This is a genomic window from Methylobacterium sp. Leaf118 (assembly GCF_920984675.1).
In the GTDB taxonomy this organism is placed as follows: domain Bacteria; phylum Pseudomonadota; class Alphaproteobacteria; order Rhizobiales; family Beijerinckiaceae; genus Methylobacterium.
Genome location: NZ_CAKLBV010000001.1, coordinates 51,083 through 73,775, shown reverse-complemented (window position 1 = coordinate 73,775; position 22,693 = coordinate 51,083). Strand labels below are relative to the sequence as shown.

Below are 22,693 nucleotides of genomic sequence, written 5' to 3'. Positions count from 1 at the left end.
GAAGGGACAGCACCCTGGATAGCGTCGACCGCGACCCGCAGGGACGAGGCGGCGGGGCTCCCCCGCCGCCCGTCGCTGTCACACCTCGACCACCTGCACGTGGCAGGCGGGCTTCTTGCCCCACGCCTCGTTGACGGCGGAGCGCACCGCGCGGTCGACGGCGTTCTCGACCGCCTCCGAGTCCTTCATCTTGGCGCGGGAGAGGCCGTTGAGCGTGCGGTTGACGGTATCGACCACGGTGTCGAGCAGGGGCTCGCCACCGCGGCCGCGATTGGGCAGGCCCATGATGTCGACCGCGGGCTCACCGACCACTGCCCCACGCTCGTCGATGGCCAGCGCGACCGAGACGATGCCGGTCTGCGAGAGCTTGCGCCGCTCCGGGATCGCCCGATCCTTGGAATCGATCAGGACGTTGCCGTCCTTGTAGAGGCGTCCGGCGCGGACATGCTCGACCACCTCGGGCTTGCCGGGGGCGAGGCGCACCACGGTCCCGTTGCGGGCCTTGACCACGGTCTCGACACCCTGCGCCCGGGCGAAGCGGGCATGCTCGTCGAGGTGCAAAGCCTCGCCGTGCACGGGGATCACCGCCTTCGGCCGCGTCCAGCCATACATCGCCACCATCTCCTCGCGGCGGGGATGGCCGGAGACGTGGACGAGTTCGGTGCGGTCGGTGATGACCTCCACGCCCGACTCGATCAGGTCGTTGATGATGGCGCCGACATCGCGCTCGTTGCCGGGAATCGCCCGGGAGGAGAAGATCACCCGGTCGCCCGCGGTCAGCGCGATGGCCGGATGGTCGTCGCGCGAGACCCGGGACATCGCCGCCCGCGCCTCGCCCTGGGAGCCGGTGAGCAGGCAGACGACCCGGTCGCGGGGCAGATGACTGTAGGAATCCGCGCTGCGGAACGGGGGCAGGCCGTCGAGATAGCCGCATTCGCGCGCGACATCGATCACCCGATCCATGGCCCGGCCGACCGCGATCACCTCGCGTCCGCTGGCCTGCGCCGCCTCGGCGACGGCGCGGATGCGGGCGACGTTCGAGGCGAAGGTCGTCACCGCCACCCGGTGGGGCGATTCCTGGATGATGCGCCGGAGCGTCGCCGAAACCTCGGCCTCGCTGGGCGAGCGGCCCTCGCGCAGGACGTTGGTGGAATCGCACACCAGCGCCAGGATGCCCTCGTCACCGAGCGCCTGGAACGCTTCGGGCGAGGTCGAGTCGCCGGCCACCGGGGTGTCGTCGAGCTTCCAGTCGCCGGTATGCACGACGAGACCGAACTCGGTCCGGATCGCCACCGCGTTCGATTCCGGGATCGAGTGCGCCACCGGTACGAACTCGATCTCGAAGGGGCCGACGGTGACGCGGCGACCGGGCTTGATCTCGCGCAGATCGACCTTCGGCGCGCCGGGCTCGGAGAGGCGCCGGGTCTCCAGGAGCTGCTTGGCGAACCGGGTCGCGTAGACCGGCACCTTGAGGCGCGGCCACAGCTCCGAGATGGCGCCGATATGGTCCTCGTGCGCGTGAGTGATGAAGATGCCCAGAAGATCCTTCTTGCGCTCCTCGATGAAGGTCAGATCCGGGAACATCAGGTCGATGCCCGGAAGCCCCTCCTCACCCGCGAAGCCCATTCCGCAATCGACCATGATCCATTTGCGCGCCCGCTCGGGTCCGATCCCGTAGAGGCCCGCATTCATGCCGATCTCGCCCACGCCGCCGAGCGGCACGAAGACGAGCTCGTCCTGCCGTGTCGTCATCTTGTCGTCTATCCAGTCTCAGGCCGCCGTCGCGGCACTTCCGAAATGCACCTCGCCCGCCGTCACGGTTCGTCGTGTTCCATCCGGGGCGAGGATCACAAGCCGCCCCCCCTCGTCGATCGTCTCGAAGGTGCCCGACAGCGTCGCACCGGCGGTGCGCACCGAGACAGGGGCGCCCACCCCCGCCGCGCGCTCCAGCCAGAGCCGTCGGATCTCCGCAAATCCGCGCCCCTTGTTCCAGATCCGAGCCGCTTCGACAAATCGTTCCGACAGAAATTCGAACAGCATCGGCGCATCCGCCGCGGAAAAGGCCGACAGGGCTGCCGTCGGGTAGGGAAGACCGTCGGGTGCGGAGGCGACATTGACGCCGAAACCGATCACCACGCTCCGGCGTCCGCCCGGCAACGTCTCGGCCTCCAGGAGGATGCCGGCGAGTTTCCGGCCGTCGGCCAGCACGTCGTTCGGCCATTTGAGATGGATGGCCGGGGGGGATCCGGCAATGGCCTGCGGCGACGGCGCCGGTCCGCTCCCGCCTGTGCCGGTCCCGGCTTCACCGCGGCTCATCCCCCGCACGCCGGGGGAGAGACCCGTACCGGCTGCGTCGCGCAGAGCCTCGACGAGCGCCACACCCGCCACGAAGCCGATCGTGGCGATCAACTCGGGCGCCACCCCCGACACCGAGACCAAGAGGCTCGCGGCGAGGTTGCCCTCCGGCGAACTCCAGGCATTGCCGCGGCGGCCCCGGCCCGCCACCTGCCGTCGGGTCGTGATCCAGAGCGGACCCGTCTCGCCGCCCCGTGCGAGGTCGAGGGCCTCGCTGTTGGTCGAGCCGAGCGTGTCGTGGCTGTGCAGGCGATGTCCCTCGGACCGCGCCGCCGGGCTCAGCCGGAACTGCATGCGCCTCAGAACAACGACTTGGCCGCGTCGCCCGCTGCAGCGACCAGCGGAGCCGGCACGAGGAAGAACAGCACCACGACGACGCTGGACGCCGCGAGCACGATCGCCGAGCCCGGCGGGATGCGCTCGTAGGGGGCACGGGCCTCGTCGAAGTACATCACCTTGACGAGGCGGATATAGTAGAAGGCACCGACCACCGAGGTCACCACGCCGATGACCGCGAGGCTCACCAATCCCGCCTGGATGGCGGCGGCGAAGACGTAGAACTTCCCGAAGAACCCGGCCAGAGGCGGGATGCCGGCGAGCGAGAACATCATCGCAGCAAGGCTGAAGGCCAGCCACGGATGGGTGCGCGAGAGGCCCGACAGGTCGTCGATCGTCTCGAACATCGTGTCCTTGCGCCGAAGCGAGAGCAGGACCGCGAAGGCGCCGAGCGTCATGGCCAGGTAAATGATCATGTAGATCACCACGCCGCGGATGCCCTCCTCCGACCCCGCGGCGACGCCGATCAGGGCGTAGCCGATATTGCCGATCGAGGAATAGGCCATCAGGCGCTTGATGTTGCGCTGGCCGATCGCGGCGAACGAGCCGAGCGCCATCGAGGCGATCGAGATGAAGACGATGATCTGCTGCCAGACCGCGGTCACGTCCGGGAAGGCGCCGATGAAGACCCGCACGGTCATCGCCATGGCGGCCATCTTGGGCGCCGAGGCGAAGAAGGCCGTCACCGGGGTCGGCGAGCCCTCGTAGACGTCGGGCGTCCACATATGGAACGGCACCGCGGCGAGCTTGAAGGCGACGCCCGCCGCGACGAACACGATGCCGAGCACCAGACCGAAGCTCGCCGGGCCGTCCAGCGCCGTGACGATGCCCGGGAAGGACACCGTACCGGTGAAGCCGTAGATCAGCGACGAGCCGTAGAGCAGCATCCCCGAGGAAAGTGCGCCGAGGACGAAGTACTTGAGGCCCGCCTCGGTCGATTTCACGTCGTCGCGGTGGAAGGCGGCGATGACGTAGGCGGCGAGCGACTGCAGCTCGAGACCGAGATAGAGCGCGATCAGGTCGTTGGCCGAGGCCATGACCATCATGCCGATCGTGCAGAGCACGATCAGGATCGGGTACTCGAACCGGTCGATCCGCTCCCGCTGAAAATAGTCGCGCGAGAGCAGGATGGTGGCCGACGAGCCGATCAGGATCAGCACCTTCATGACCCGTGCGAACGGATCGGCGATGAAGGCGCCGTTCAGGGTCGTGACCCGCCCGGTCTGGGACGCCACGAGGAAGAGCGTGAAGATCAGCAGGATCAGCGCGCCGATGTTCACGCCTTCCGACGAGCGCTCGCCGCGCCAGGCCCCGTAGAGCACGAGCAGCAGCGCGCCGACGCTCAGGACGATCTCCGGCAGGACCGGGGTGATCGCCGGCAGGACGGACTGGATCGGGGTCATCGCGCGGCGGCCTCGACGGTGTTTCGGGACTCGGGCCCAGCCATGGACTCGGCCGCGGCGATCTTGGCGGCCTTGGCCGCCGCCTCGGCGGTCTGCGTCGCGCCGAGCGCGGTGCGCATGTTCTGCACCAGCGCCTCGGTGGCGGGCGCGAAGGTGTCGAGCACGGGGGACGGATGCACGCCGTACCAGATCGTCAGCGCGACCAGCGGCGCGATGATGATCTTCTCGCGCAAGTCGAGATCCAGGATGCCCTGGAGGTTGGGCTTCTCCAGCTTCCCGTAGATCACCCGGGCATAGAGCCACAGGGCGTAGCCCGCCGAGAGGATGATGCCGAACACGGAGAAGAAGGCGACCGTCGGGTTGGCCTTGAAGGCCCCCATCATCGCCAGGAATTCGCCGACGAAGCCCGAGGTGCCGGGGAGCCCGACATTGGCCATGGTGAAGACCATCATGGCGGCGGCGTAGAGCGGCATGCGCTTCACGAGGCCGCCATAGGCCGCGATCTCGCGGGTGTGCATCCGGTCATAGACCACGCCGACGCACAGGAAGAGCGCGCCCGAGACGATGCCGTGGGAGATCATCAGGAACAGGGCGCCCTGGATGCCCTGCTCGTTGAGCGTGAACAGGCCGAGCGTGACGAAGCCCATATGGGCGACCGACGAATAGGCGATCAGCTTCTTGATGTCGGTCTGCATCATCGCCGTCAGCGACGTGAAGATGATCGCGATCACCGAGAGGGCGAAGACCAGCGGTGCGAACGAGGCGGAGGCGTCCGGCAGCATCGGCAGCGAGATTCGGATGAAGCCGTAGCCGCCCATCTTGAGCAGGATGCCGGCCAGGATCACCGAGCCCGCCGTCGGCGCCTCGACGTGGGCGTCGGGGAGCCAGGTGTGGACCGGCCACATCGGCATCTTCACCGCGAAGGAGGCGAAGAAGGCGAGCCACAGCCACCATTGCAGACCGACCGGGAAGCGGTGCGCGAGCAGCGTCGGGATGTCCGTGGTTCCGGCCTCCCAGTACATCGCCATGATGGCGAGCAGCATCAGCACCGAGCCGAGCAGGGTGTAGAGAAAGAACTTGAAGCTCGCGTAGATGCGCCGCTTCCCGCCCCAGATGCCGATGATGAGGAACATCGGGATCAGGCCGGCTTCGAAGAACAGGTAGAACAGCACCAGATCGAGCGCGCAGAACACGCCGATCATCGTCGTCTCGAGCACGAGGAACGCGACGAAGTACTCCTTGACCCGGCTCTCGACCGACAGCCAGGAGGCGCCGATGCAGAACGGCATCAGGAAGGTGGTCAGCAGGACGAGCGGCATCGAGAAGCCGTCGACGCCGAGCTTGAACCGGATCGTCTCGGCGAGCCACGCATGGCTCTCGACCAGCTGGAAGCTCGGGCTCGCGATGTCGTAGCGCGCCCAGGCCACCAGCGAGAGCAGGAAGGTGACGATCGTGGTGATCAGCGCCGCCCAGCGGGCGTTGCGCTTCACGCTCTCGCTTTCCTCACCCAGCGTCAGGATGAAGGCGGCGCCCGCGAGCGGGACGATCAGGAGCCCGGAAAGGATGCCGAGGCCGAACATCAGTGCGCTCCTCCGGACACGCCCGCCGGCACGCCGGAGACGAGGTACCACGTGATCAGGCCGGCGACCCCGACGAGCATCACGAAGGCGTAGTGGTAGACGTAGCCGGTCTGGAGGCGGACCACGCCGCGGGTCACGTCGACGACGCGGGCCGAGATGCCGTCAGGGCCGAACCCGTCGATGACGCGACCGTCGCTCTCCTTCCAGAGGAACAGACCGAAGTTCTTGGCCGGCCGCACGAAGATCCGGTCGTAGATTTCGTCGAAGTACCACTTGTTGAGCAGGAAGCGGTACAGGATCGGCTGCGAGGTCGCGAGCCGGTTCGGCAGGTCGGGCCGGCGGATATACATCCAGAAGGCCAGCAGGAACCCGAGAACCAGCATGACGAACGGCGAGGCCGCGACCCAGCCCGGCGCGTCGTGGATCTTGTGCATGATGTCGTTGCCGGACCCGTGCGGGAGCGCGTTGCCCCAGAACTTGTCCATGTCGTGCCCGATGAAGCGCTCCTTGAAGACGATGCCGGCGAACAGGGCGCCGAACGCCAGGATTGCGAGCGGGATCGTCATCACAAGCGGGCTCTCGTGGGGCTTGTGGGGCGCGTGGTCGTGGTGCTCGACCGCGCTGTGCGAGGCCGGCTCGACGTCGTGGCCCTTGTCGTTGTGGGCGACGCCCTCGTGATGCCCCGGTGCGCCGTCGGCCTGGTGGGCGGTCGCCGCATGGGTGTGCGCGCCCTGGGCCTGTGCGTCGTGGCCATGCGCATCGTGTCCATGCGCCTCGTGGCCGTGGCTGGCATGCGCCGCCCAGCGCTCCGGGCCCTCGAAGGTGAGGAAGAACAGGCGCCAGGAGTAGAACGAGGTCATCAGCGCCGCGATCACGGTGGCGAGGAACGCCAGAACGTGACCCGGGCGGTCAGACATGTAGGCCGCCTCGATGATGGCGTCCTTGGAGTAATAGCCCGCGGTGAAGGGGAAGCCGATCAGGGCGATCGTGCCGATCGTCATCATCGCGGTGGTGAAGGGGATGTAGGCGCGCAGGCCCCCCATGTTCCGCATGTCCTGCTCGTGGTGCATCGCGTGGATGACCGAGCCGGCGCCGAGGAACAGCAGCGCCTTGAAGAAGGCGTGGGTGAAGAGGTGGAACACGCCCGTGGCATAGGCGCCGACGCCGAGGCCCACGAACATGTAGCCGAGCTGCGAGCAGGTCGAGTAGGCGATGACCCGCTTAATGTCGTTCTGCACGAGGCCGATGGTCGCCGCGAAGAAGGCGGTGATGCCGCCGATGACGGTGACCACGGTGAGCGCGGTCGGCGCCAGCTCGAAGAGCGGTGACAGGCGGGCGACCATGAAGACGCCGGCGGTGACCATGGTCGCGGCGTGGATCAGCGCCGAGACCGGGGTCGGGCCTTCCATCGCGTCGGGGAGCCAGGTGTGCAGCAGGAACTGCGCCGACTTGCCCATGGCGCCCATGAACAGGAGCAGGCAGGCAAGGGTCAGCGCGTTCCAGTCAGTCCCGAGGAAGTGGAAGGTCGCGTCCTTCAGCTCGGGGGCCTTGGCGAAGATCGCGTCGAACCCGACGGAGCCGGTGAGGACGAACACCAGGAAGATGCCGAGGGAGAAGCCGAAATCGCCGACGCGGTTGACGATGAAGGCCTTCATCGCCGCCGCATTCGCCGACGGCTTCTCGTACCAGAAGCCGATCAGCAGGTAGCTCGCGAGGCCGACGCCTTCCCAGCCGAAGAACATCTGCACGAGGTTGTCGGCCGTCACTAGCATCAGCATGGCGAAGGTGAACAGCGACAGGTAGGCGAAGAAGCGCGGCCGGTGCGGATCCTCGTGCATGTAGCCGATGGAGTAGAGGTGCACGAGGGTCGAGACCGTGGTCACGACCACGAGCATCACCGCCGTCAGCGTGTCGACCTTGAACGCCCAGTCGACGCTGAGGTCCCCGGCGGTGAACCACTGCGCCACCGGCACCGTCTCGGCGCGGCCGTCGCCGGTGACGAGGAAGAAGGCGCCCCAGGACAGAAGGCAGGCGAAGGCGAGGCAGCCCGTCGTCACGAGCTCGCTCATCCGCGCGCCGAGATACCGGCCGAACAGGCCGGCGATCAGGGCGCCGATCAGCGGGAAGAAGACGATCGCGTGATACATGGATCTCGGTTGCCTCGCAGCAGGCGGACGAAGGGGCGGCGCTTCTTTCGAGCCGTCAGCCCTTCATCATGCTCACGTCCTCGACGGCGATGGAGCCGCGGTTGCGGAAGAACACCACCAGGATGGCCAGGCCGATCGCGGCCTCGGCCGCAGCCACCGTCAGCACGAACAGGGCGAAGACCTGGCCCGTGATGTCGTTGAGGTGGGTCGAGAAGGCCACCAGATTGATGTTGACGGCGAGCAGGATCAGCTCGACCGACATCAGGATCACGATGACGTTCTTGCGGTTGATGAAGATGCCGAGCACGCCGAGCGTGAACAGGATCGCGGCGACCGTCAGGTAATGGCTCAGACCGACCATGTTCAGACCTCCACGCCCTGGCGGGAGGGCACCTTGATCGTGTCGACCGCCATCGCCTGCGTCCGGGCGTTCTGCACCGAGATGTTCTGGCGCTTGACGCCCGTGCGGTCGCGCAGGGTCAGCACGATCGCGCCGATCATCGCCACCAGTAGGATCAGGCCGGCGATCTGGAAGAAGTAGACGTAGTCCGTGTAGAGCACGCGGCCGAGCGCCTGGGTGTTCGTCACGTGCTCGGTTTGGGCGGCCCGCCCGAGGGGCGCCTGAACGAGGCCCGGATCGATCGTCCACGAGCCGACGACGAGCAGGAGCTCGATGAGGAAGATCGCGCCGATCAGACCGCCGACCGGCAGGTAGCGCTGGAAGCCCTGGCGCAGCGCCGCGAAATCCACGTCGAGCATCATCACGACGAAGAGGAACAGCACCGCGACCGCGCCGACATAGACGACGATCAGGATCATCGCCAGGAACTCGGCGCCCATCAGGACGAACAGGCCCGCCGCGTTGACGAAGGCGAGGATCAGGAACAGCACCGAGGTGACGGGGTTCCGGGCCGCGATCACCATGAAGCCGGAGGCCACGGTGAGGCTCGCGAAGAGATAGAAGAAGGCGGCGGCTGCGGTCATGCGATTTTCAGCATCGGCCGCCCCTGCGGGCGGCTCCCTTCTGCCTCGGTGGACCCTCGGCCGCAGGCGGCGGCCCGTCTATAGAACTCGGCCTTGCGGCGCACAACAGCGCGCCGGGGCGCCTCAGCGATAGGGTGCGTCCATCGCGATGTTGCGCGCGATCTCGCGCTCCCAGCGATCGCCGTTCGCGAGCAGCTTGTCCTTGTCGTAGAGCAGCTCTTCACGGGTCTCGACCGAGAACTCGAAGTTCGGCCCCTCGACGATGGCATCCACCGGGCAGGCCTCCTGGCACATGCCGCAATAGATGCACTTCACCATGTCGATGTCGTAGCGCGTGGTGCGCCGGGTACCGTCGTTGCGGCGCGGGCCTGCCTCGATGGTGATGGCCTGGGCCGGGCAGATCGCCTCGCAGAGCTTGCAGGCGATGCAGCGTTCCTCGCCGTTGGGGTAGCGGCGGAGCGCATGCTCGCCGCGGAAGCGAGGGCCCCGGTGTCCCATCTCGAAGGGGTAGTTGATCGTGGCCTTCGGCTTGAAGAAGTATTTCATGGCGAGGATGAACCCCGACACGAACTCCTTCAGGAGAAGGCTTCTGGCGACCTGATCGAGCTTCACGGCGCGATCTCCGATTCGTTGGAAGCATTTCCGAGCGAGGTGGTTACCGGCTCGCGTGAAGGAAATGCGACCTCACAAGGGATGGGTTCAAGCGCCCGGCGCGAGGCCGGTCAGCTTCAGGACGAAGGCGACGATGACGACCGAGATCAGCGAGAGCGGAAGGAACACCTTCCAACCGAGCCGCATGAGCTGGTCGTAGCGGTAGCGCGGCACCATGGCCTTGACCATGGCGATCATGAAGAACAGGAAACTGGCCTTCAGCGTGAACCAGATCACGCCGGGCACCCAGGTGAAGGGCGCGAACGGGATCGGCGAGAGCCAGCCGCCGAGGAACAGGACCGTGCCGAGGGCACACATGGTCATGATCGCCACGTACTCGCCGAGCATGAACAGCAGGTACGGCGTCGAGGAATACTCGACCATGTAACCGGCCACGAGTTCCGACTCGGCCTCCGGCAGATCGAAGGGCGGGCGGTTGGTCTCGGCGAGCGCCGAGACGAAGAACACGCCGAACATCGGGAACAGCCACAGCCAGTACCAGCCGAAGAGGCCGAGTGCGGTGTCCTGCGCCATGACGATGCGCGAGAGGTTGAGCGAGCCGGCGCAGAGCAGCACGCAGATGATGACGAAGCCGAGCGAGACTTCGTAGGAGATCATCTGCGCCGCCGATCGCAGCGCGCCGAGGAAGGCGTATTTCGAGTTCGACGCCCAGCCGCCCATGATGACGCCGTAGACGCCGAGCGACGAGATCGCGAAGATATAGGTGATGCCGACATTGATGTCGGCGATCGCCCAGCCGTCGGCGAGCGGGATCACCGCCCAGGACGCCAAAGCCAGCATCGCGAACACGAGCGGCGCCAGCAGATAGATCGCCTTGTTGGCGCCCGCCGGGATCACCGGCTCCTTCAGGACGAACTTCAGCAGGTCGGCGAAGGACTGGAACAGGCCCCAGGGCCCGACCACGTTCGGACCGCGCCGCAGTTGCACCGCCGCCCAGATCTTGCGGTCGGCGAGCAGGGCGTAGGCGATGAAGACCAGCAGTGCCGCGAGCAGCACGAAGCTCTTCAGCGCGATCAGGAGGACGGTGCCGAGCACCTCGAGGAAGGTCATCGAAGCCGTCCCTTATTCCGCCGCTTCGAGCGCGCGGCCCCGGGCGAGCCCGGAGCACTCGGCGAGCACCCGCGAGGCGCGGGCGATCGGATTGGTGAGGTAGAAGTCGGCGATCGGCGAGGCGAACGCGGCTTTCTCGGTGCGGCCCGGAAGTGCCGCGAGCGTTTCGAGGGCGGCCGCCGCGTCGGAGGGCTCGACGGCGCCGACCGCCGCGAGATGCGGATGCTCCGCATACATCGCCTTGCGCAGCGCGGCGAGCGAATCGTAGGGCAGCCGCTTGCCGAGCACATCGGACAGCGCGCGCAGGATCGCCCAATCCTCGCGGGCATCCCCCGGGGGGAAGCCGGCGCGGTTGGTGGTCTGAACCCGGCCCTCGAGATTGACGTAAGTCGCGCTCTTCTCGGTATAGGCGGCGCCCGGCAGGATCACGTCGGCGCGGCTGGCGCCGGTATCGCCGTGGGTGCCCTGGTAGATCACGAAGGCGCCGGCCGGGATCGCCCGCTCGTCGGCGCCGAGGTTGAACACCACGTCGAGGGCGTTCGGCTCCAGCATGGCGGAGAAGCCGCGCCCCCCCTCCCCCGGCACGAAGCCGAGATCGAGCGCCCCGACGCGGGCGGCGGCGGTGTGCAGGACGCCGAAGCCGTTCCAGCCGTCGGTGACGGCGCCGATGTCTTTCGCCAGCGCGGCCGCCGCGCCGAGCGCGCCCAGTCCGCCCTCGCCGACGATGATCAGCGGGCGCTCGGCTTTTTTGAGGATGTCGAGGAAGCTGTGCTCGCCCTTGGCGAGCGAGGCCAGCGTGTCGGTTCCGGCGCCGAGATAGGTGTAGGGATAGGTCAGATCCGGCTGCTCGTCGAGGATCAGCCCCACCGCCAGCGGCGCCATGCGCCAGCGCTTGCGGATGCGGACGTTGAGCAGCGAGGCCTCGGTGCGCGGATTGGTGCCCACGAGCAGGATCGCGTCCGCCGCCTCGATGCCGGGGATCGTCGGCCCAAAGGTGTAGGCGGTCCGGCCCCAGGCCGGGTCGATCGCTTCGCCGGTCTGACGCGCATCGAGGTTGGTCACGCCGAGCGAGCCCATCAGGGCCTTCAGCGCAAAGATTTCCTCCGCGCCCGCGAGGTCACCGACCAGCGCGCCGACGCGCTTCGGGTCGGCGCCCTTCAGCTTGGCGGCAATCGCGGAAAAGGCCTCGCCCCAGGAGGCCGGGCGCAGGCGCCCGTTCTCGCGCAGGAATGGGCGGTCGAGCCGCTGCAGGCGCAGGCCGTCGACCACGTGGCGGGTCTTGTCCGAGATCCACTCCTCGTTGATCTCCTCGCTGACCCGCGGCTCGATCTGCATCACCTCGCGACCGCGGGCATCGACGCGGATCGCGGAGCCCACCGCATCCATCACGTCGATGGATTCGGTCTTGTGCAGCTCCCACGGGCGTACGTTGTAGCTCTGCGGCTTGTGGACCAGCGCGCCGACCGGGCAGAGATCGGCGACGTTGCCCTGAAGCTCCGAGCCCATCGCCTGTTCGAGATAGCTCGTGATCTCCATGTCCTCGCCGCGGCCGATGGCGCCGAGATCCGGCACGCCGGCCACCTCCGCCAGGAAGCGGACGCAGCGGGTGCAGTGGATGCAGCGGTTCATCGCCGTGCGCACCAGCGGGCCGATATACTTTTCTTCGACCGCGCGCTTGTTCTCGTGATAGCGGGTCGAATCGACGCCGTAGGCCATCGCCTGATCCTGAAGATCGCAATGGCCGCCCTGGTCGCAGATCGGGCAATCGAGCGGGTGGTTGATGAGGAGGAACTCCATCACCCCCTCGCGGGCCTTTTTCGTCAGCCCTGAGCGAGTGACGACTTCGGGCGGTTCGCCGTTCGGCCCCGGCCGGCAATCCTTCACCGCGTAGGCGCAGGAGGCCACGGGCTTCGGCGCGCCTTTGAGCTCCACGAGGCACATGCGGCAATTGCCGGCGATCGACAGCCGCTCGTGGAAGCAGAAGCGCGGGATCTCCGCGCCCGCGATCTCGCAGGCCTGGAGCAGGGTGTAGTCGGCCGGGACATCGACTTCGGTGCCGTCGACGAGGATTTTTGTCATCGTGTCATCTCGACGTTGAGCATCGGAGCGGCGGTCACTCCGCCGCCATCGGCACGGCATCGGAATGCGGGTTCGCGCTGTACTGGTCGATCCGCTTCTCGATCTCCGAGCGATAGTGCCGGATGAGCCCCTGGATCGGCCATGCGGCGGCATCGCCCAGCGCGCAGATGGTGTGGCCTTCGACCTGCTTGGTGACCTCCAACAGCATGTCGATCTCGCGCTTCTGCGCGCGGCCGGCGGCCATGCGAGTCAGCACGCGCCACATCCAGCCGGTGCCCTCGCGGCAGGGCGTGCACTGGCCGCAGGACTCGTGCTTGTAGAAGTACGAGATGCGCGCGATGGCGCCGACGATGTCGGTCGACTTGTCGAGCACGATCACCGCCGCGGTGCCCAGCCCCGAGCCGAGATTGCGCAGGGTGTCGAAGTCCATCTTGGCGTCGATGATCTGCTCGGCCGGAACGAGCGGGACGGACGAACCGCCCGGGATGGAACACAAAAGATTGTCCCAGCCGCCGCGCATGCCGCCGCAATGCTTGTCGATCAGCTCGCGGAAGGTGATGCCGAGCTCTTCCTCGACGTTGCAGGGCTTGTTGACGTGGCCCGAGACGCAGAACAGCTTGGTGCCGGTGTTGTTCTTGCCGCCGAGCCCCGCGAACCATGCGCCGCCGCGGCGCAGGATCGTGCCGGCCACCGCGATCGACTCGACGTTGTTGACGGTCGTGGGGCAGCCGTAGAGGCCCATATTGGCCGGGAACGGCGGCTTCAGCCGCGGCATCCCCTTCTTGCCCTCGAGGCTCTCGATAAGGGCCGTCTCCTCGCCGCAGATATAGGCGCCCGCGCCGTGGTGGACGTAGATGTCGAACGGGTAATCATGGACGTTGGACTGGCCGACGAGGCGGGCCGCATAGGCTTCGTCCACCGCCTTCTGCAGCGCGAACTTTTCTGCCACGTACTCGCCGCGGAGATAGACGTAGCAGGCATGCGCGCCCATCGCGAAGGAGGCCAGCATGCAGCCTTCGATCAGGAGATGCGGATCGTGCCGCATGATCTCCCGGTCCTTGCAGGTGCCCGGCTCCGACTCGTCGGCGTTGACGACGAGGTAATGCGGGCGCCCGTCGGACTTCTTGGGCATGAACGACCATTTCAGGCCGGTCGGGAAGCCGGCGCCGCCGCGGCCGCGCAGCCCCGAGCCCTTCATCTCGTCGATGATCCAGTCCCGGCCCATGTCGAGCAGGAACTTGGTGCCGTCCCATGCGCCGCGTTTCTTCGCTGCGTCGAGACCCGGCGAGTGCAGGCCGTAGAGGTTCGTGAAGATGCGGTCCTGATCGGAGAGCATGGTGTGGTCCTCAGCCCTTCGTTCCGGCGAGGTCGGCCGCCTGGCTCACCCAGCGCTCGCGGTCGATGCGACCGGGGAACGCGAGATACGCGCCGACCCAGGCGACCTCCCGCGGAGACCACGCGGCGATCTGGTCGTAATGCCAGATGCCGAGGTCGTTCAGCCGGGTCTGGTTGACCGGGCCGATGCCGCGGATCTTGGTGAGATCGTCCGGCCGGTCGTCGCGGGCGGCCGTCAGTCCCTGAGGGCGCTCGCCGGCCGCGTCGGCCCGCGCTTCCGGGTTCTCCGCCTCGGGCACGGCATCGTCGTCGCCGGCCGCCGCCGGGTGCTGCGGCGGCTCGGTGCGGAGCGCGGCGTCCTCGGCAAGGGCGCGGGTCTCGGCGTCGGGCGTCCCGGTTTTGGCGTCGGGCGTCCCGGTCTTGGCCGGCGGCTCGCCCGCGGCGGCGCGCTCGGCCGGCGAATCGAGCGCCGGGCTGTCGCCGGGGCGGGCCGCGGCGGTCTTGGCCTGCGAGGTACCCCGCTCCGAGGCGTCCGCCCGGTCGGACTCGCGAAGCGGCGTCTCACCCGCGGCGACGCGCTGGGCCGGGCCGTCGGCGGTGCCCTGCTCGACCGGGCGGCCAGCCTGCGGACGGGCGGGCTTCGCTTCCGTGGCGGCCCGCGCCTCGGAGGACTTCGCTTCGTCCTGCTTGATCGCTTCGTCGGCCTTCGTCGCCTCGAAGCGCTTGCGCCACGCGCCGACGCGGGAGCCGTCGAACAGGGTCGGGTCGGTCAGCGTGTTGACCGCATCTTTCGGTTCGGACGAGACCCGGCCGACCTGCGAGCCGACCTTGACCGGGCGTCCGGCGGCGAGGTCGTCCAGGAGCCTGTTGAGGCTCTCGGGCGTCAGATCCTCGTAATAATCCTGATTGATCTGCACCATCGGCGCGTTGCAGCAGGCGCCCAGGCACTCGACCTCGAGCCAGGAGAAGTTGCCGTCCGCCGAGACATGGCCGGGAGCCCCGAGGCGCGCCTGGAGCGCGGCCTTCAGTTCCTTGGCTCCGCAGCAATCGCACGGCACGGTGCCGCAGAGCTGAATCCAGAATCGCCCGACCGGCTCCAGGGCGAACATCGTGTAGAAGGTCGCGACCTCCAGTACGCGGATATGCGGCATGCCGAGCTGGTCGGCGACCGCCTCGATCGCCTTTTGCGGCAGCCAGCCACCGTTCTGCTCCTGCGCCTTCCACAGCAGCGGGATCACGGCGGAGGCCTGACGCCCCTCCGGGTATTTTTCGATCTGGCCGCGGGCCCACTCGGCGTTCTCGGGGGAGAATGCGAAGCTCTGGGGCTGCTCGGCGGCGGGGGCGAGTCTGCGGTTGGCCATGACGTCCGACGCGTTCCCTCAGCGATCCACTTCACCGAACACGATGTCCAGCGTGCCGAGCACGCAGGACACGTCGGCCAGGAGGTGGCCGCGGCACATCCAATCCATCGCCTGAAGATGGGCGAAGCCCGGCGCGCGGATCTTGCAGCGATAGGGCTTGTTGGTGCCGTCCGAGACCAGATAGACGCCGAACTCGCCCTTGGGCGCCTCGACGGCGGCGTAGACCTCGCCCTCGGGGACGTGAAAACCTTCGGTGTAGAGCTTGAAGTGGTGGATGAGCGCCTCCATCGAGCGCTTCATCTCCCGGCGCGGCGGCGGGGCGAACTTGCCGTCGATGGAGGCGATCGGCCCCCCTCCTGCAGGCTCGCGCAGCTTGGCGCAGCACTGCCGCATGATCTTCACCGATTCCCGCATCTCTTCCATACGGATGACCTGGCGATCGTAGGTGTCGCCGTTCTTTCCGATGGGGATGTCGAACTCCATCTCCTCGTAGGCTTCGTAGGGCTGCGACTTGCGCAGGTCCCACGGGATGCCGGAGCCGCGCACCATCACGCCCGAGAACCCCCAGGCCATCGCCTCGTCCTGGCTGACGATGCCGATGTCGACGTTGCGCTGCTTGAAGATGCGGTTGGCCATGACGAGGTCGTCGAGGTCCTGCACCACCTGCAGGAACGGATCGCAGAACGCGTCGATGTCGTCGATGAGCGCGGGCGGCAGGTCCTGGTGGACGCCGCCGGGGCGGAAGTAGTTGGCGTGAAGCCGCGCACCGCTCGCGCGCTCATAAAAAATCATGAGCTTCTCGCGCTCCTCGAAGCCCCAGAGCGGGGGCGTCAGCGCGCCGACATCCATCGCCTGGGTCGTCACGTTGAGGAGGTGGGAGAGCAGTCGCCCGATCTCGCAGAACAGGGTGCGGATGAGTTGCGCCCGGCGCGGCACTTCGATCCCCGCGAGCCGCTCGATGGCGAGGCAGAAGGCGTGCTCCTGGTTCATCGGCGAGACGTAGTCGAGCCGGTCGAAATAGGGCGTCGCCTGGAGGTAGGTCTTGTGCTCGATCAGCTTCTCGGTGCCGCGATGGAGCAGGCCGATATGCGGATCGACCCGCTCGACGACCTCGCCGTCGAGTTCGAGCACGAGGCGCAGCACGCCGTGCGCCGCCGGGTGCTGCGGCCCGAAATTGATCGAGAAGTTGCGGATGTTGTGTTCGGACATGCCCGCTTCCTTCAGCTCGACTTCTTCTCGTCACCGGGCAGCACGTAATCCGTGCCTTCCCAGGGCGAGAGGAAATCAAAGTTCCGGAACTCTTGCGTCAGCTTCACCGGCTCGTAGACGACGCGCGCCTCGTCCTGGTCGTAGCGGACCTCGACGAAGCCGGTCAGCGGGAAGTCCTTGCGCAGCGGGTGCCCCTCGAAGCCGTAATCGGTCAGCAGGCGGCGCAGGTCGGGATGGCCCGAGAACAGGATGCCGTAGAGATCGTAGGTCTCGCGCTCGAACCAGTTCGCCGCCGGGAAGACGGGGATCGCCGAGGGGACCGGGGTCGCGGCATCGGTCTGCACCTTCACACGGATGCGCGTGTTATGGCGCAGGCTGAGCAGGTGATAGACGACGTCGAAGCGGCGTGCGCGCTGCGGATAATCGGCGCCGCAGATGTCGATGAAGCAGCGGAAGGCGCAGGCCGGCTCGTCGCGCAGGTAGGTCAGCGCGTAGACGATGTCGCTGCCCTGGACCGTCAGCGTCAGCTCGCCGAAGGCGACCGTCCAGTCGGTGACGGCCGGTCCGAGCGCGCCGGCGATGCGCTCGCCCATGGCGTGCAGGCTCGCCTCGCCCTGCGCCGCCTCGACGTTGGACCGCAGGACGATCCCGTTGGTGGTGATGGCCTCGCTCATCGCGCTCCCCTCACCGCTCGATCGTGCCGATGCGGCGGATCTTCCGCTGCAGCAGCAGGACGCCGTAGAGCAACGCCTCGGCGGAGGGCGGGCAGCCCGGTACGTAGATGTCGACCGGAACCACGCGGTCGCAGCCGCGCACCACCGAGTAGGAATAGTGGTAGTAGCCGCCGCCGTTGGCGCAGGAGCCCATCGAGATGACGTAGCGCGGCTCCGGCATCTGGTCGTAGACCTTGCGCAGCGCCGGAGCCATCTTGTTGGTGAGCGTGCCCGCGACGATCATCACGTCGGACTGGCGCGGGCTCCCGCGGGGCGCGAAGCCGAAGCGCTCGCAGTCGTAGCGCGGCATCGACATCTGCATCATCTCGACGGCGCAGCAGGCGAGCCCGAAGGTCATCCACATCAGCGAGCCGGTGCGGGCCCAGGTGATGAGTTCGTCGGCGGAGGTGACGAGGAAGCCGCGGTCGGCGAGCTCGTTGTTGATCGACAGGAAGGTCGGGTCGTTGGCACCGATCGGGCGACCCGTCGCGGGATCGATGATCCCTTTCGGCTGGGGCGCGATCTCAGGAGCGCGGGACAAGGTCGGGGTCAGGGCCATCTCTGCCTCTGAGCGAGGAAACGGAAGGCAGCGCGGATCGGCCCGCGCCTCGTGACTCGAGCGAAACCCCTGGAGCCCGTCCGCGTCCGGGCTGGACGCGGTCGGCGACCGGAGGCTTCCAGAGGCACTCTTAGTCCCATTCGAGGGCGCCCTTGCGCCACTCGTAGACGAAGCCGACGGTGAGGACGCCGAGAAACACCATCATCGACCAGAACCCGAACCAGCCGAGCTCCCCGAACGTGATCGCCCAGGGGAACAGGAAGGCCACCTCGAGGTCGAAGATGATGAACAGGATCGCGACGAGATAGAAGCGCACGTCGAATTTCATGCGCGCGTCGTCGAAGGCGTTGAAGCCACACTCGTAGGCCGAGAGCTTCTCCGGATCGGGGTTCGAATAGGCCACCACGAACGGAGCGATCAGCAGCGCCACCGCGATGAACAGCGACACGCCGAGGAAGACGATCAGCGGCAGGTAATCCGCCAGCAGGCCGGTCATGCCGCACCCCCCGTTTCGTTGCGCGCGAGGATCATGAAACGGCCCTCTCGGGCGCCCCGATCGGCGGGGGAGGATCTTCCGGGTGGAATTCCTCCAATGCCAGACTGGCGCCGGGCGTGGCTTAGACGACACCCCGGATGGAGACAAGGGTATTGCGCGTCGCACAAACGGCCGATGCGCTGACAGCGGCGATGATCCTTACGCCTCGGGAGCCGGGTGGGCCCGCGCGGACAGGGTCGTTTTTGGACAGCGGCGCTCCCTCACACGCCCCTCACCCGTCGATCCCGTGGTATTTTGTAGACAAAATGCGGCCATGCGATCCGGCGCCTGGAACCGGAGACGCGTGCCGCCCAGGCAAGCGTCCGGGTATTCATGCATTCCAAGAGCGCCACCCGCGCTCACACTGCATGCCTGTTGCCGCTGGCCATGCGGCCCGGGGTGCACAGGCCCATATGGGCAGGGCCACGACGAATGTCGGTGAAGTGCGCGCGAAACACTGAGGGTCAGCGTCCAGACAGCATCGAATCCTGCCGAGGGACATCATTGTCCGATGGGCGGAAGGGCATGCATGGTTCTGGGAAAACGTGGCGCGGGCGACGGGGCTCGAACCCGCGACCTCCGGCGTGACAGGCCGGCACTCTAACCAACTGAGCTACGCCCGCGTGGCGTATCGCCGGGCGGATTGGCCTCGCGGCCGGCGTTGAGGCGGGGTTTAGGGGGGGCGCCGGGACCTGTCAAGCCGAACCCGCCGACATTCGAAAGTCGGCTTCCGGGCCCCGATCCGGCCGCCGATTTGGCCCTCTCTGTGCCGGTTCAGCGGGCGCGACGGCGGAGGAGGAGCCACCCCAGGCCCATGAGGGCGCCGACGATCGCAACCTTCTGGACAAGGCCGGTCCGATTGTGCGCCCATTCGGCCCGAACACCCATCTCGGCCGGAACGTTCGGGATGCGGCCGCGGCCGAGATCCTGCACCACGCCCTCAACGACGTTCACCCGGTCGGCGGCCATCAGCATCAGCCAATGGGCCCAGTGCGATTCGCTGTAGCGGAAAGCGGACCGCCGGATCGTCCCGCTGAGACCGCTCGGCGGCACGGTTGTGCCGAACACCGCCGGCAGGTCGGTCCGCTCGATCGAAACGAGCAGCTCGACCCGGGGCTCCTGCCGGGGCAGGCGCATCGGCCGGCCGGGATCGCCTGTCTCCTTGGAGACATCGCGCATCGGGTAGGTCGGATCGTTGCGGGGATCGGCATCGATGCCCCAGCCGGGAATCGTGGACGGATCGACGGGCCGGTGTGTCATCTGCCTCTCCTCAACCGCGCGCCGTGGGGGGAACGAGGACCGGCTTGATGCAGCCGTCGAGCTTTGCCGAGAAGAGGTGGTAGGCATCCGAAATCTCCTCGAGCGGAACCTTGTGGGTGATGAGGTCCCGGGGCGTGATGCGGCCGGCCTCCACATGCTCGATCAGCTTCGGGAGGAGGCGCTTCACCGACGCCTGGTTCGCCCGGATCGTGATGCCCTTGTTCAGCACGTTGCCGATCGGGATGAGGTTGCCGGTGGGTCCGTAGACCCCGACGATCGAGACGATGCCGCCCTTCTTCACGGCGTTGATGGCCCAATGCAGGGCGATGGCGGAGCCGCCTTCGAGCTTCATCTTGGTCCCGAACAGCGTGTGCAGCGCGTTGCCAGCCGCGTCGCCGCCAACCGCGTCGATGCACACGTCGGGACCGAGGGAATCGGTGATCTTCTTCAGGAACACCACCGGATCACCCAGGGAGCGGAAATCGTAGACCTCGGCGGGGCAGTAGCGCCGGGCGAAGTCGAGCCGGTACTCGACATGGTCGATGACGATCACCCGTCCGGCGCCGAACAGCCACGCGCAGCGCGCGGCCATGATGCCGACCGGCCCGGCTCCGAACACCACGACGGTGTCGCCGGACCGGATGCCCGCCATCTCCGCCGCCTGGTAGCCGGTGGGCACCACGTCAGTCAGCAGGACCGCATCGTCGGGATCCATGGTGTCGGGGATCTTGCAGGGGCCGACATCCGCATAGGGCACGCGGACATACTCGGCTTGGCCCCCGTCGTAGCCGCCCGCCGTGTGGGAATAGCCGTAGATGCCGCCCACCGCCGTCGCCAGGGGGTTTGCTTCGTGGCAGTTTCCGAACAGGCCCTGCCGGCAGAAAGGGCATCGACCGCAGGCAATGTTGAACGGCACGAGCACGTGGTCGCCGACCGCGAGGTGTTTCACGCTGGGACCGATCTCTTCGACCACGCCGATGAACTCGTGGCCGAAGGTCGAGCCGACGCGCGTGTCCGGAACCATGCCGTGGTAGAGATGCAGGTCCGACCCGCAAATACAGGTGCGCGTGACGCGCACGATGGCGTCCTCGACATGCTCACAGACAGGTATTGGCTTGCGGTCGAGCCTGACTCGATAAGGTCCGCGATAGTTCATCGCCAACATTGAACGGCTCCCTCGACCTGAGCACTTCGGGAACCGCAGGTGCCAGCCCAAGTTCCCGGTCTCTTCGGCATTTCGCCGAGGGCGCGATCCAGACGCCGCGCCGAGACCCAACACCGCTCGGCGCCCCGTCTCGGCCCGCGGCCGGGACCTCGTCGCGGGCGATCGGCGTCAGATCCTGCGATAGAGGAAGCGGCCCGAACCCTCCGGTCCCGCCGTCAGCCAGTCGGCACCGAGGGTCATGTCGCGGACGCCCGCCTCCCACCGGTCCCGGATCGAGGAGGGCGAGAAGTCGACGCTCTTGGCCGCCAATTGGTCGGCGCCGGCCTTGTGGGCGAGGTGAAGCAGCGTCACCGTCGGCCCCTGCGGGTCGAGTTGCTCGCGCAGGGCGTATTCGCGGGACAGGCCGGCGATCGCGCGGCGGCCGGCACTGGCGAAGATGAGGTCGTTAGCCCGTTCCAGCACCGCATCGAGCGAGGCCGGGCGCGGCGCCTCCAGACCGAACAGGTCCGAGGCGATGCAGAGGAGGTCGCGCTCCGGCGCCGGCGCGAAGAGCGGATCGAGCGGCAGATTGTTGGTGTAGCCGCTGTCGCACAGGAGCTGGCCGTCCACCTCGACCGGCGGGAAGGCCGGAAGGATGGCGGCGCTTGCCAGCAGGTGCTCGGGCCGGATCGTGTCGCGGCGGGTGTCGAAATAGACCTCCTCGCCCGTCGCCACATCGACGGTGGCGACGGTGAAGCGGATGTCGCCGGCATTCAGCCGCTCGAAATCGACCAGCCGGTTCAGCGTGTTCCGCAGCGGCGCGTGATCGAACAGGGCGATGTCGTTCGGGATCCACGGCAGGGCCGACCACAGGCCGGGCAACCGGTGCCGGAACAGCCCGGGCCGTCCCCAGGCCAAGGCCAGGAGCGCGTGCAGCGCATTGGCATACTGGCGCGGCTTCAGCCCCGCGGGTCCGCCCAGACCGGTCTGCTGGGTCGCCGCATCCCAGAACTGTCGGAGCCGGGTGATCCGCTCCTCGGGCGGGTTGCCGACGATGAGGGCGCCCGTGATCGCTCCCATCGAGGCGCCGACCACCCAATTCGGCCGGATCGCCCGGGCCTGCAGCATGTCGACGACGCCGGCATGATAGGCGCCGAGGGCGTTGCCGCCGCTCAGGACGAGGGCGACGTCGCGGTCTCGCGAGGGTCCTTGCATTCGAAAGCTCACCTTGTGTCGGCCCTATGCGGCCGTCTGCGATCGGTCCCGGGCATCGCGGCCCGGCCCTCTCGGCATCCCACGAGGCGGCGATCGGTTCAGCGGCGAACGGGTCCGGCGCTCAGAACGGCCAGGGCTCCGCCTCGTCTTCGACGGGAAGCCGCTCGCCCGGCGCGATCAGCGGCAGGATCTCGTCGAGGGGCTGCGGCACGCGGATCGTACGGTCTGCCGCCGTGATGAAGGTCTCGTTGCGCATCAGGTCGGTGTCGCTGACGGCCTGGACACGGGAGACGCGCAGCAGATGCCGGCATCCGTCGCCGTCCCGGACCTGAAGGTCGGCGCCGACCCGCCGGACCGTGTCCATGGATGCCGTCTCCGTGCCGGCGCGGATTCAGGCGCCAGGGCAGGCCTGGACGATCCGAAGGCCGTCCTCGGAGCGCCGCACGCGCCGTCCCTCCCTCACTGAGCGGTCTCGACCGTGAAGGCCATGCCGCAGCCCGGCCCCTCGTCGGCGTAATCGACGAGGGTCAATCCGCGCTCGGACAAGGTCTCCTCGATGAGATCGCGGTGCTTGCGCACCATCTGTCCGATCGCGAGGGGCGTCAGCCGCGGGCTCGCCTGACGCAGGCTGTCCACGCCGACGCTGGCGGGCGTGCCGGCGCTCTCCGCGAGCCGCGCCAGGGCGAGCCCCAGATCGCGCGCCTTCGTCTCGGCGGCGGATTTCGGCTTGTAGGCCATCTCGGCTCCCTTCTTCGA

The 22,693-nt window shown here is 67.7% G+C and carries 21 protein-coding genes and 1 tRNA gene; all 22 read right to left on the bottom strand.

Going from position 1 to position 22,693, the window contains the following annotated elements; all coding sequences use genetic code 11:
- Positions 1-78 precede the first annotated feature (78 nt).
- A complete protein-coding gene (locus LW587_RS00325; RefSeq protein ID WP_232627685.1) occupies positions 79-1,752 on the bottom strand; it encodes a ribonuclease J in 1,674 nt (557 codons plus the stop codon).
- Positions 1,753-1,770: 18 nt separating this feature from the next.
- A complete protein-coding gene (locus LW587_RS00320) occupies positions 1,771-2,649 on the bottom strand; it encodes a biotin--[acetyl-CoA-carboxylase] ligase (RefSeq protein WP_232627684.1) in 879 nt (292 codons plus the stop codon).
- A 5-nt stretch (positions 2,650-2,654) separates the two neighbouring features.
- Positions 2,655-4,094, bottom strand: a complete 1,440-nt coding sequence (nuoN, locus tag LW587_RS00315; protein ID WP_232627683.1) for an NADH-quinone oxidoreductase subunit NuoN — start codon at positions 4,092-4,094, stop codon at positions 2,655-2,657.
- The gene (locus LW587_RS00310) at positions 4,091-5,674 is read right to left on the bottom strand and encodes an NADH-quinone oxidoreductase subunit M (RefSeq protein WP_232627682.1); all 1,584 of its coding nucleotides are present in this window, start codon (positions 5,672-5,674) and stop codon (positions 4,091-4,093) included. Before LW587_RS00310 ends, nuoN begins: the two co-directional genes overlap by 4 nt.
- A complete protein-coding gene (gene nuoL, locus LW587_RS00305) occupies positions 5,674-7,821 on the bottom strand; it encodes an NADH-quinone oxidoreductase subunit L (RefSeq protein ID WP_232627681.1) in 2,148 nt (715 codons plus the stop codon). The genes LW587_RS00310 and nuoL overlap by 1 nt, the downstream gene beginning before the upstream one ends.
- A gap of 55 nt (positions 7,822-7,876) precedes the next feature.
- Positions 7,877-8,182, bottom strand: a complete 306-nt coding sequence (gene nuoK / locus LW587_RS00300) for an NADH-quinone oxidoreductase subunit NuoK (RefSeq protein WP_232627680.1) — start codon at positions 8,180-8,182, stop codon at positions 7,877-7,879.
- Between the two features lie 2 nt (positions 8,183-8,184).
- The gene (locus LW587_RS00295; protein ID WP_232627679.1) at positions 8,185-8,805 is read right to left on the bottom strand and encodes an NADH-quinone oxidoreductase subunit J; all 621 of its coding nucleotides are present in this window, start codon (positions 8,803-8,805) and stop codon (positions 8,185-8,187) included.
- Between the two features lie 123 nt (positions 8,806-8,928).
- On the bottom strand, positions 8,929-9,417 hold the full coding sequence (nuoI, locus tag LW587_RS00290; RefSeq protein ID WP_232627678.1) for an NADH-quinone oxidoreductase subunit NuoI: 489 nt from the start codon (positions 9,415-9,417) through the stop codon (positions 8,929-8,931).
- 87 nt (positions 9,418-9,504) lie between these two features.
- Positions 9,505-10,527: an NADH-quinone oxidoreductase subunit NuoH gene (gene nuoH / locus LW587_RS00285; RefSeq protein WP_232627677.1), complete on the bottom strand. Its 1,023-nt coding sequence runs from the start codon at positions 10,525-10,527 to the stop codon at positions 9,505-9,507.
- 12 nt (positions 10,528-10,539) lie between these two features.
- Positions 10,540-12,606, bottom strand: coding sequence for an NADH-quinone oxidoreductase subunit NuoG (nuoG, locus tag LW587_RS00280; protein WP_232627676.1), 2,067 nt, complete (start codon positions 12,604-12,606; stop codon positions 10,540-10,542).
- A 34-nt stretch (positions 12,607-12,640) separates the two neighbouring features.
- Positions 12,641-13,942, bottom strand: coding sequence for an NADH-quinone oxidoreductase subunit NuoF (gene nuoF, locus LW587_RS00275; protein WP_232627675.1), 1,302 nt, complete (start codon positions 13,940-13,942; stop codon positions 12,641-12,643).
- 10 nt (positions 13,943-13,952) lie between these two features.
- On the bottom strand, positions 13,953-15,302 hold the full coding sequence (nuoE, locus tag LW587_RS00270) for an NADH-quinone oxidoreductase subunit NuoE (protein WP_232627674.1): 1,350 nt from the start codon (positions 15,300-15,302) through the stop codon (positions 13,953-13,955).
- Positions 15,303-15,320: 18 nt separating this feature from the next.
- Positions 15,321-16,511 carry an NADH-quinone oxidoreductase subunit D gene (locus tag LW587_RS00265; protein ID WP_232627673.1) on the bottom strand — a complete coding sequence of 397 codons (1,191 nt, stop codon included), beginning with the start codon at positions 16,509-16,511 and terminating at the stop codon, positions 15,321-15,323.
- Positions 16,512-16,522: 11 nt separating this feature from the next.
- On the bottom strand, positions 16,523-17,185 hold the full coding sequence (locus tag LW587_RS00260) for an NADH-quinone oxidoreductase subunit C (RefSeq protein WP_232627672.1): 663 nt from the start codon (positions 17,183-17,185) through the stop codon (positions 16,523-16,525).
- Positions 17,186-17,195: 10 nt separating this feature from the next.
- Positions 17,196-17,783, bottom strand: coding sequence for a NuoB/complex I 20 kDa subunit family protein (locus LW587_RS00255; protein WP_232627671.1), 588 nt, complete (start codon positions 17,781-17,783; stop codon positions 17,196-17,198).
- Positions 17,784-17,913: 130 nt separating this feature from the next.
- Positions 17,914-18,279: an NADH-quinone oxidoreductase subunit A gene (locus tag LW587_RS00250; protein ID WP_232627670.1), complete on the bottom strand. Its 366-nt coding sequence runs from the start codon at positions 18,277-18,279 to the stop codon at positions 17,914-17,916.
- 585 nt (positions 18,280-18,864) lie between these two features.
- A tRNA-Asp gene (locus tag LW587_RS00245) sits at positions 18,865-18,941 on the bottom strand.
- Between the two features lie 151 nt (positions 18,942-19,092).
- On the bottom strand, positions 19,093-19,578 hold the full coding sequence (locus LW587_RS00240; protein WP_232627669.1) for a hypothetical protein: 486 nt from the start codon (positions 19,576-19,578) through the stop codon (positions 19,093-19,095).
- A gap of 10 nt (positions 19,579-19,588) precedes the next feature.
- Positions 19,589-20,656, bottom strand: a complete 1,068-nt coding sequence (locus tag LW587_RS00235) for a zinc-dependent alcohol dehydrogenase (RefSeq protein WP_232627668.1) — start codon at positions 20,654-20,656, stop codon at positions 19,589-19,591.
- 255 nt (positions 20,657-20,911) lie between these two features.
- Positions 20,912-21,937 (bottom strand): patatin-like phospholipase family protein, encoded by a 1,026-nt coding sequence (locus tag LW587_RS00230; protein ID WP_232627667.1) that lies wholly within the window; start codon positions 21,935-21,937, stop codon positions 20,912-20,914.
- A gap of 121 nt (positions 21,938-22,058) precedes the next feature.
- The gene (locus tag LW587_RS00225; protein WP_232627666.1) at positions 22,059-22,301 is read right to left on the bottom strand and encodes a hypothetical protein; all 243 of its coding nucleotides are present in this window, start codon (positions 22,299-22,301) and stop codon (positions 22,059-22,061) included.
- Between the two features lie 95 nt (positions 22,302-22,396).
- Positions 22,397-22,675, bottom strand: coding sequence for an adenylosuccinate synthase (locus LW587_RS00220; protein ID WP_232627665.1), 279 nt, complete (start codon positions 22,673-22,675; stop codon positions 22,397-22,399).
- Positions 22,676-22,693 lie beyond the last annotated feature (18 nt).

Excerpts from the sequence above, each read along its gene's own strand:
- LW587_RS00325 (WP_232627685.1), bottom strand. The coding sequence starts at position 1,752 with ATGACGACACGGCAGGACGAGCTCGTCTTCGTGCCGCTCGGCGGCGTG.
- LW587_RS00320 (WP_232627684.1), bottom strand. The coding sequence starts at position 2,649 with ATGCAGTTCCGGCTGAGCCCGGCGGCGCGGTCCGAGGGACATCGCCTG.
- nuoN (WP_232627683.1), bottom strand. The coding sequence starts at position 4,094 with ATGACCCCGATCCAGTCCGTCCTGCCGGCGATCACCCCGGTCCTGCCG.
- LW587_RS00310 (WP_232627682.1), bottom strand. The coding sequence starts at position 5,674 with ATGTTCGGCCTCGGCATCCTTTCCGGGCTCCTGATCGTCCCGCTCGCG.
- nuoL (WP_232627681.1), bottom strand. The coding sequence starts at position 7,821 with ATGTATCACGCGATCGTCTTCTTCCCGCTGATCGGCGCCCTGATCGCC.
- nuoK (WP_232627680.1), bottom strand. The coding sequence starts at position 8,182 with ATGGTCGGTCTGAGCCATTACCTGACGGTCGCCGCGATCCTGTTCACG.
- LW587_RS00295 (WP_232627679.1), bottom strand. The coding sequence starts at position 8,805 with ATGACCGCAGCCGCCGCCTTCTTCTATCTCTTCGCGAGCCTCACCGTG.
- nuoH (WP_232627677.1), bottom strand. The coding sequence starts at position 10,527 with ATGACCTTCCTCGAGGTGCTCGGCACCGTCCTCCTGATCGCGCTGAAG.
- nuoG (WP_232627676.1), bottom strand. The coding sequence starts at position 12,606 with ATGACAAAAATCCTCGTCGACGGCACCGAAGTCGATGTCCCGGCCGAC.
- nuoF (WP_232627675.1), bottom strand. The coding sequence starts at position 13,942 with ATGCTCTCCGATCAGGACCGCATCTTCACGAACCTCTACGGCCTGCAC.
- nuoE (WP_232627674.1), bottom strand. The coding sequence starts at position 15,302 with ATGGCCAACCGCAGACTCGCCCCCGCCGCCGAGCAGCCCCAGAGCTTC.
- LW587_RS00265 (WP_232627673.1), bottom strand. The coding sequence starts at position 16,511 with ATGTCCGAACACAACATCCGCAACTTCTCGATCAATTTCGGGCCGCAG.
- LW587_RS00260 (WP_232627672.1), bottom strand. The coding sequence starts at position 17,185 with ATGAGCGAGGCCATCACCACCAACGGGATCGTCCTGCGGTCCAACGTC.
- LW587_RS00255 (WP_232627671.1), bottom strand. The coding sequence starts at position 17,783 with ATGGCCCTGACCCCGACCTTGTCCCGCGCTCCTGAGATCGCGCCCCAG.
- LW587_RS00250 (WP_232627670.1), bottom strand. The coding sequence starts at position 18,279 with ATGACCGGCCTGCTGGCGGATTACCTGCCGCTGATCGTCTTCCTCGGC.
- LW587_RS00240 (WP_232627669.1), bottom strand. The coding sequence starts at position 19,578 with ATGACACACCGGCCCGTCGATCCGTCCACGATTCCCGGCTGGGGCATC.
- LW587_RS00230 (WP_232627667.1), bottom strand. The coding sequence starts at position 21,937 with ATGCAAGGACCCTCGCGAGACCGCGACGTCGCCCTCGTCCTGAGCGGC.
- LW587_RS00225 (WP_232627666.1), bottom strand. The coding sequence starts at position 22,301 with ATGGACACGGTCCGGCGGGTCGGCGCCGACCTTCAGGTCCGGGACGGC.
- LW587_RS00220 (WP_232627665.1), bottom strand. The coding sequence starts at position 22,675 with ATGGCCTACAAGCCGAAATCCGCCGCCGAGACGAAGGCGCGCGATCTG.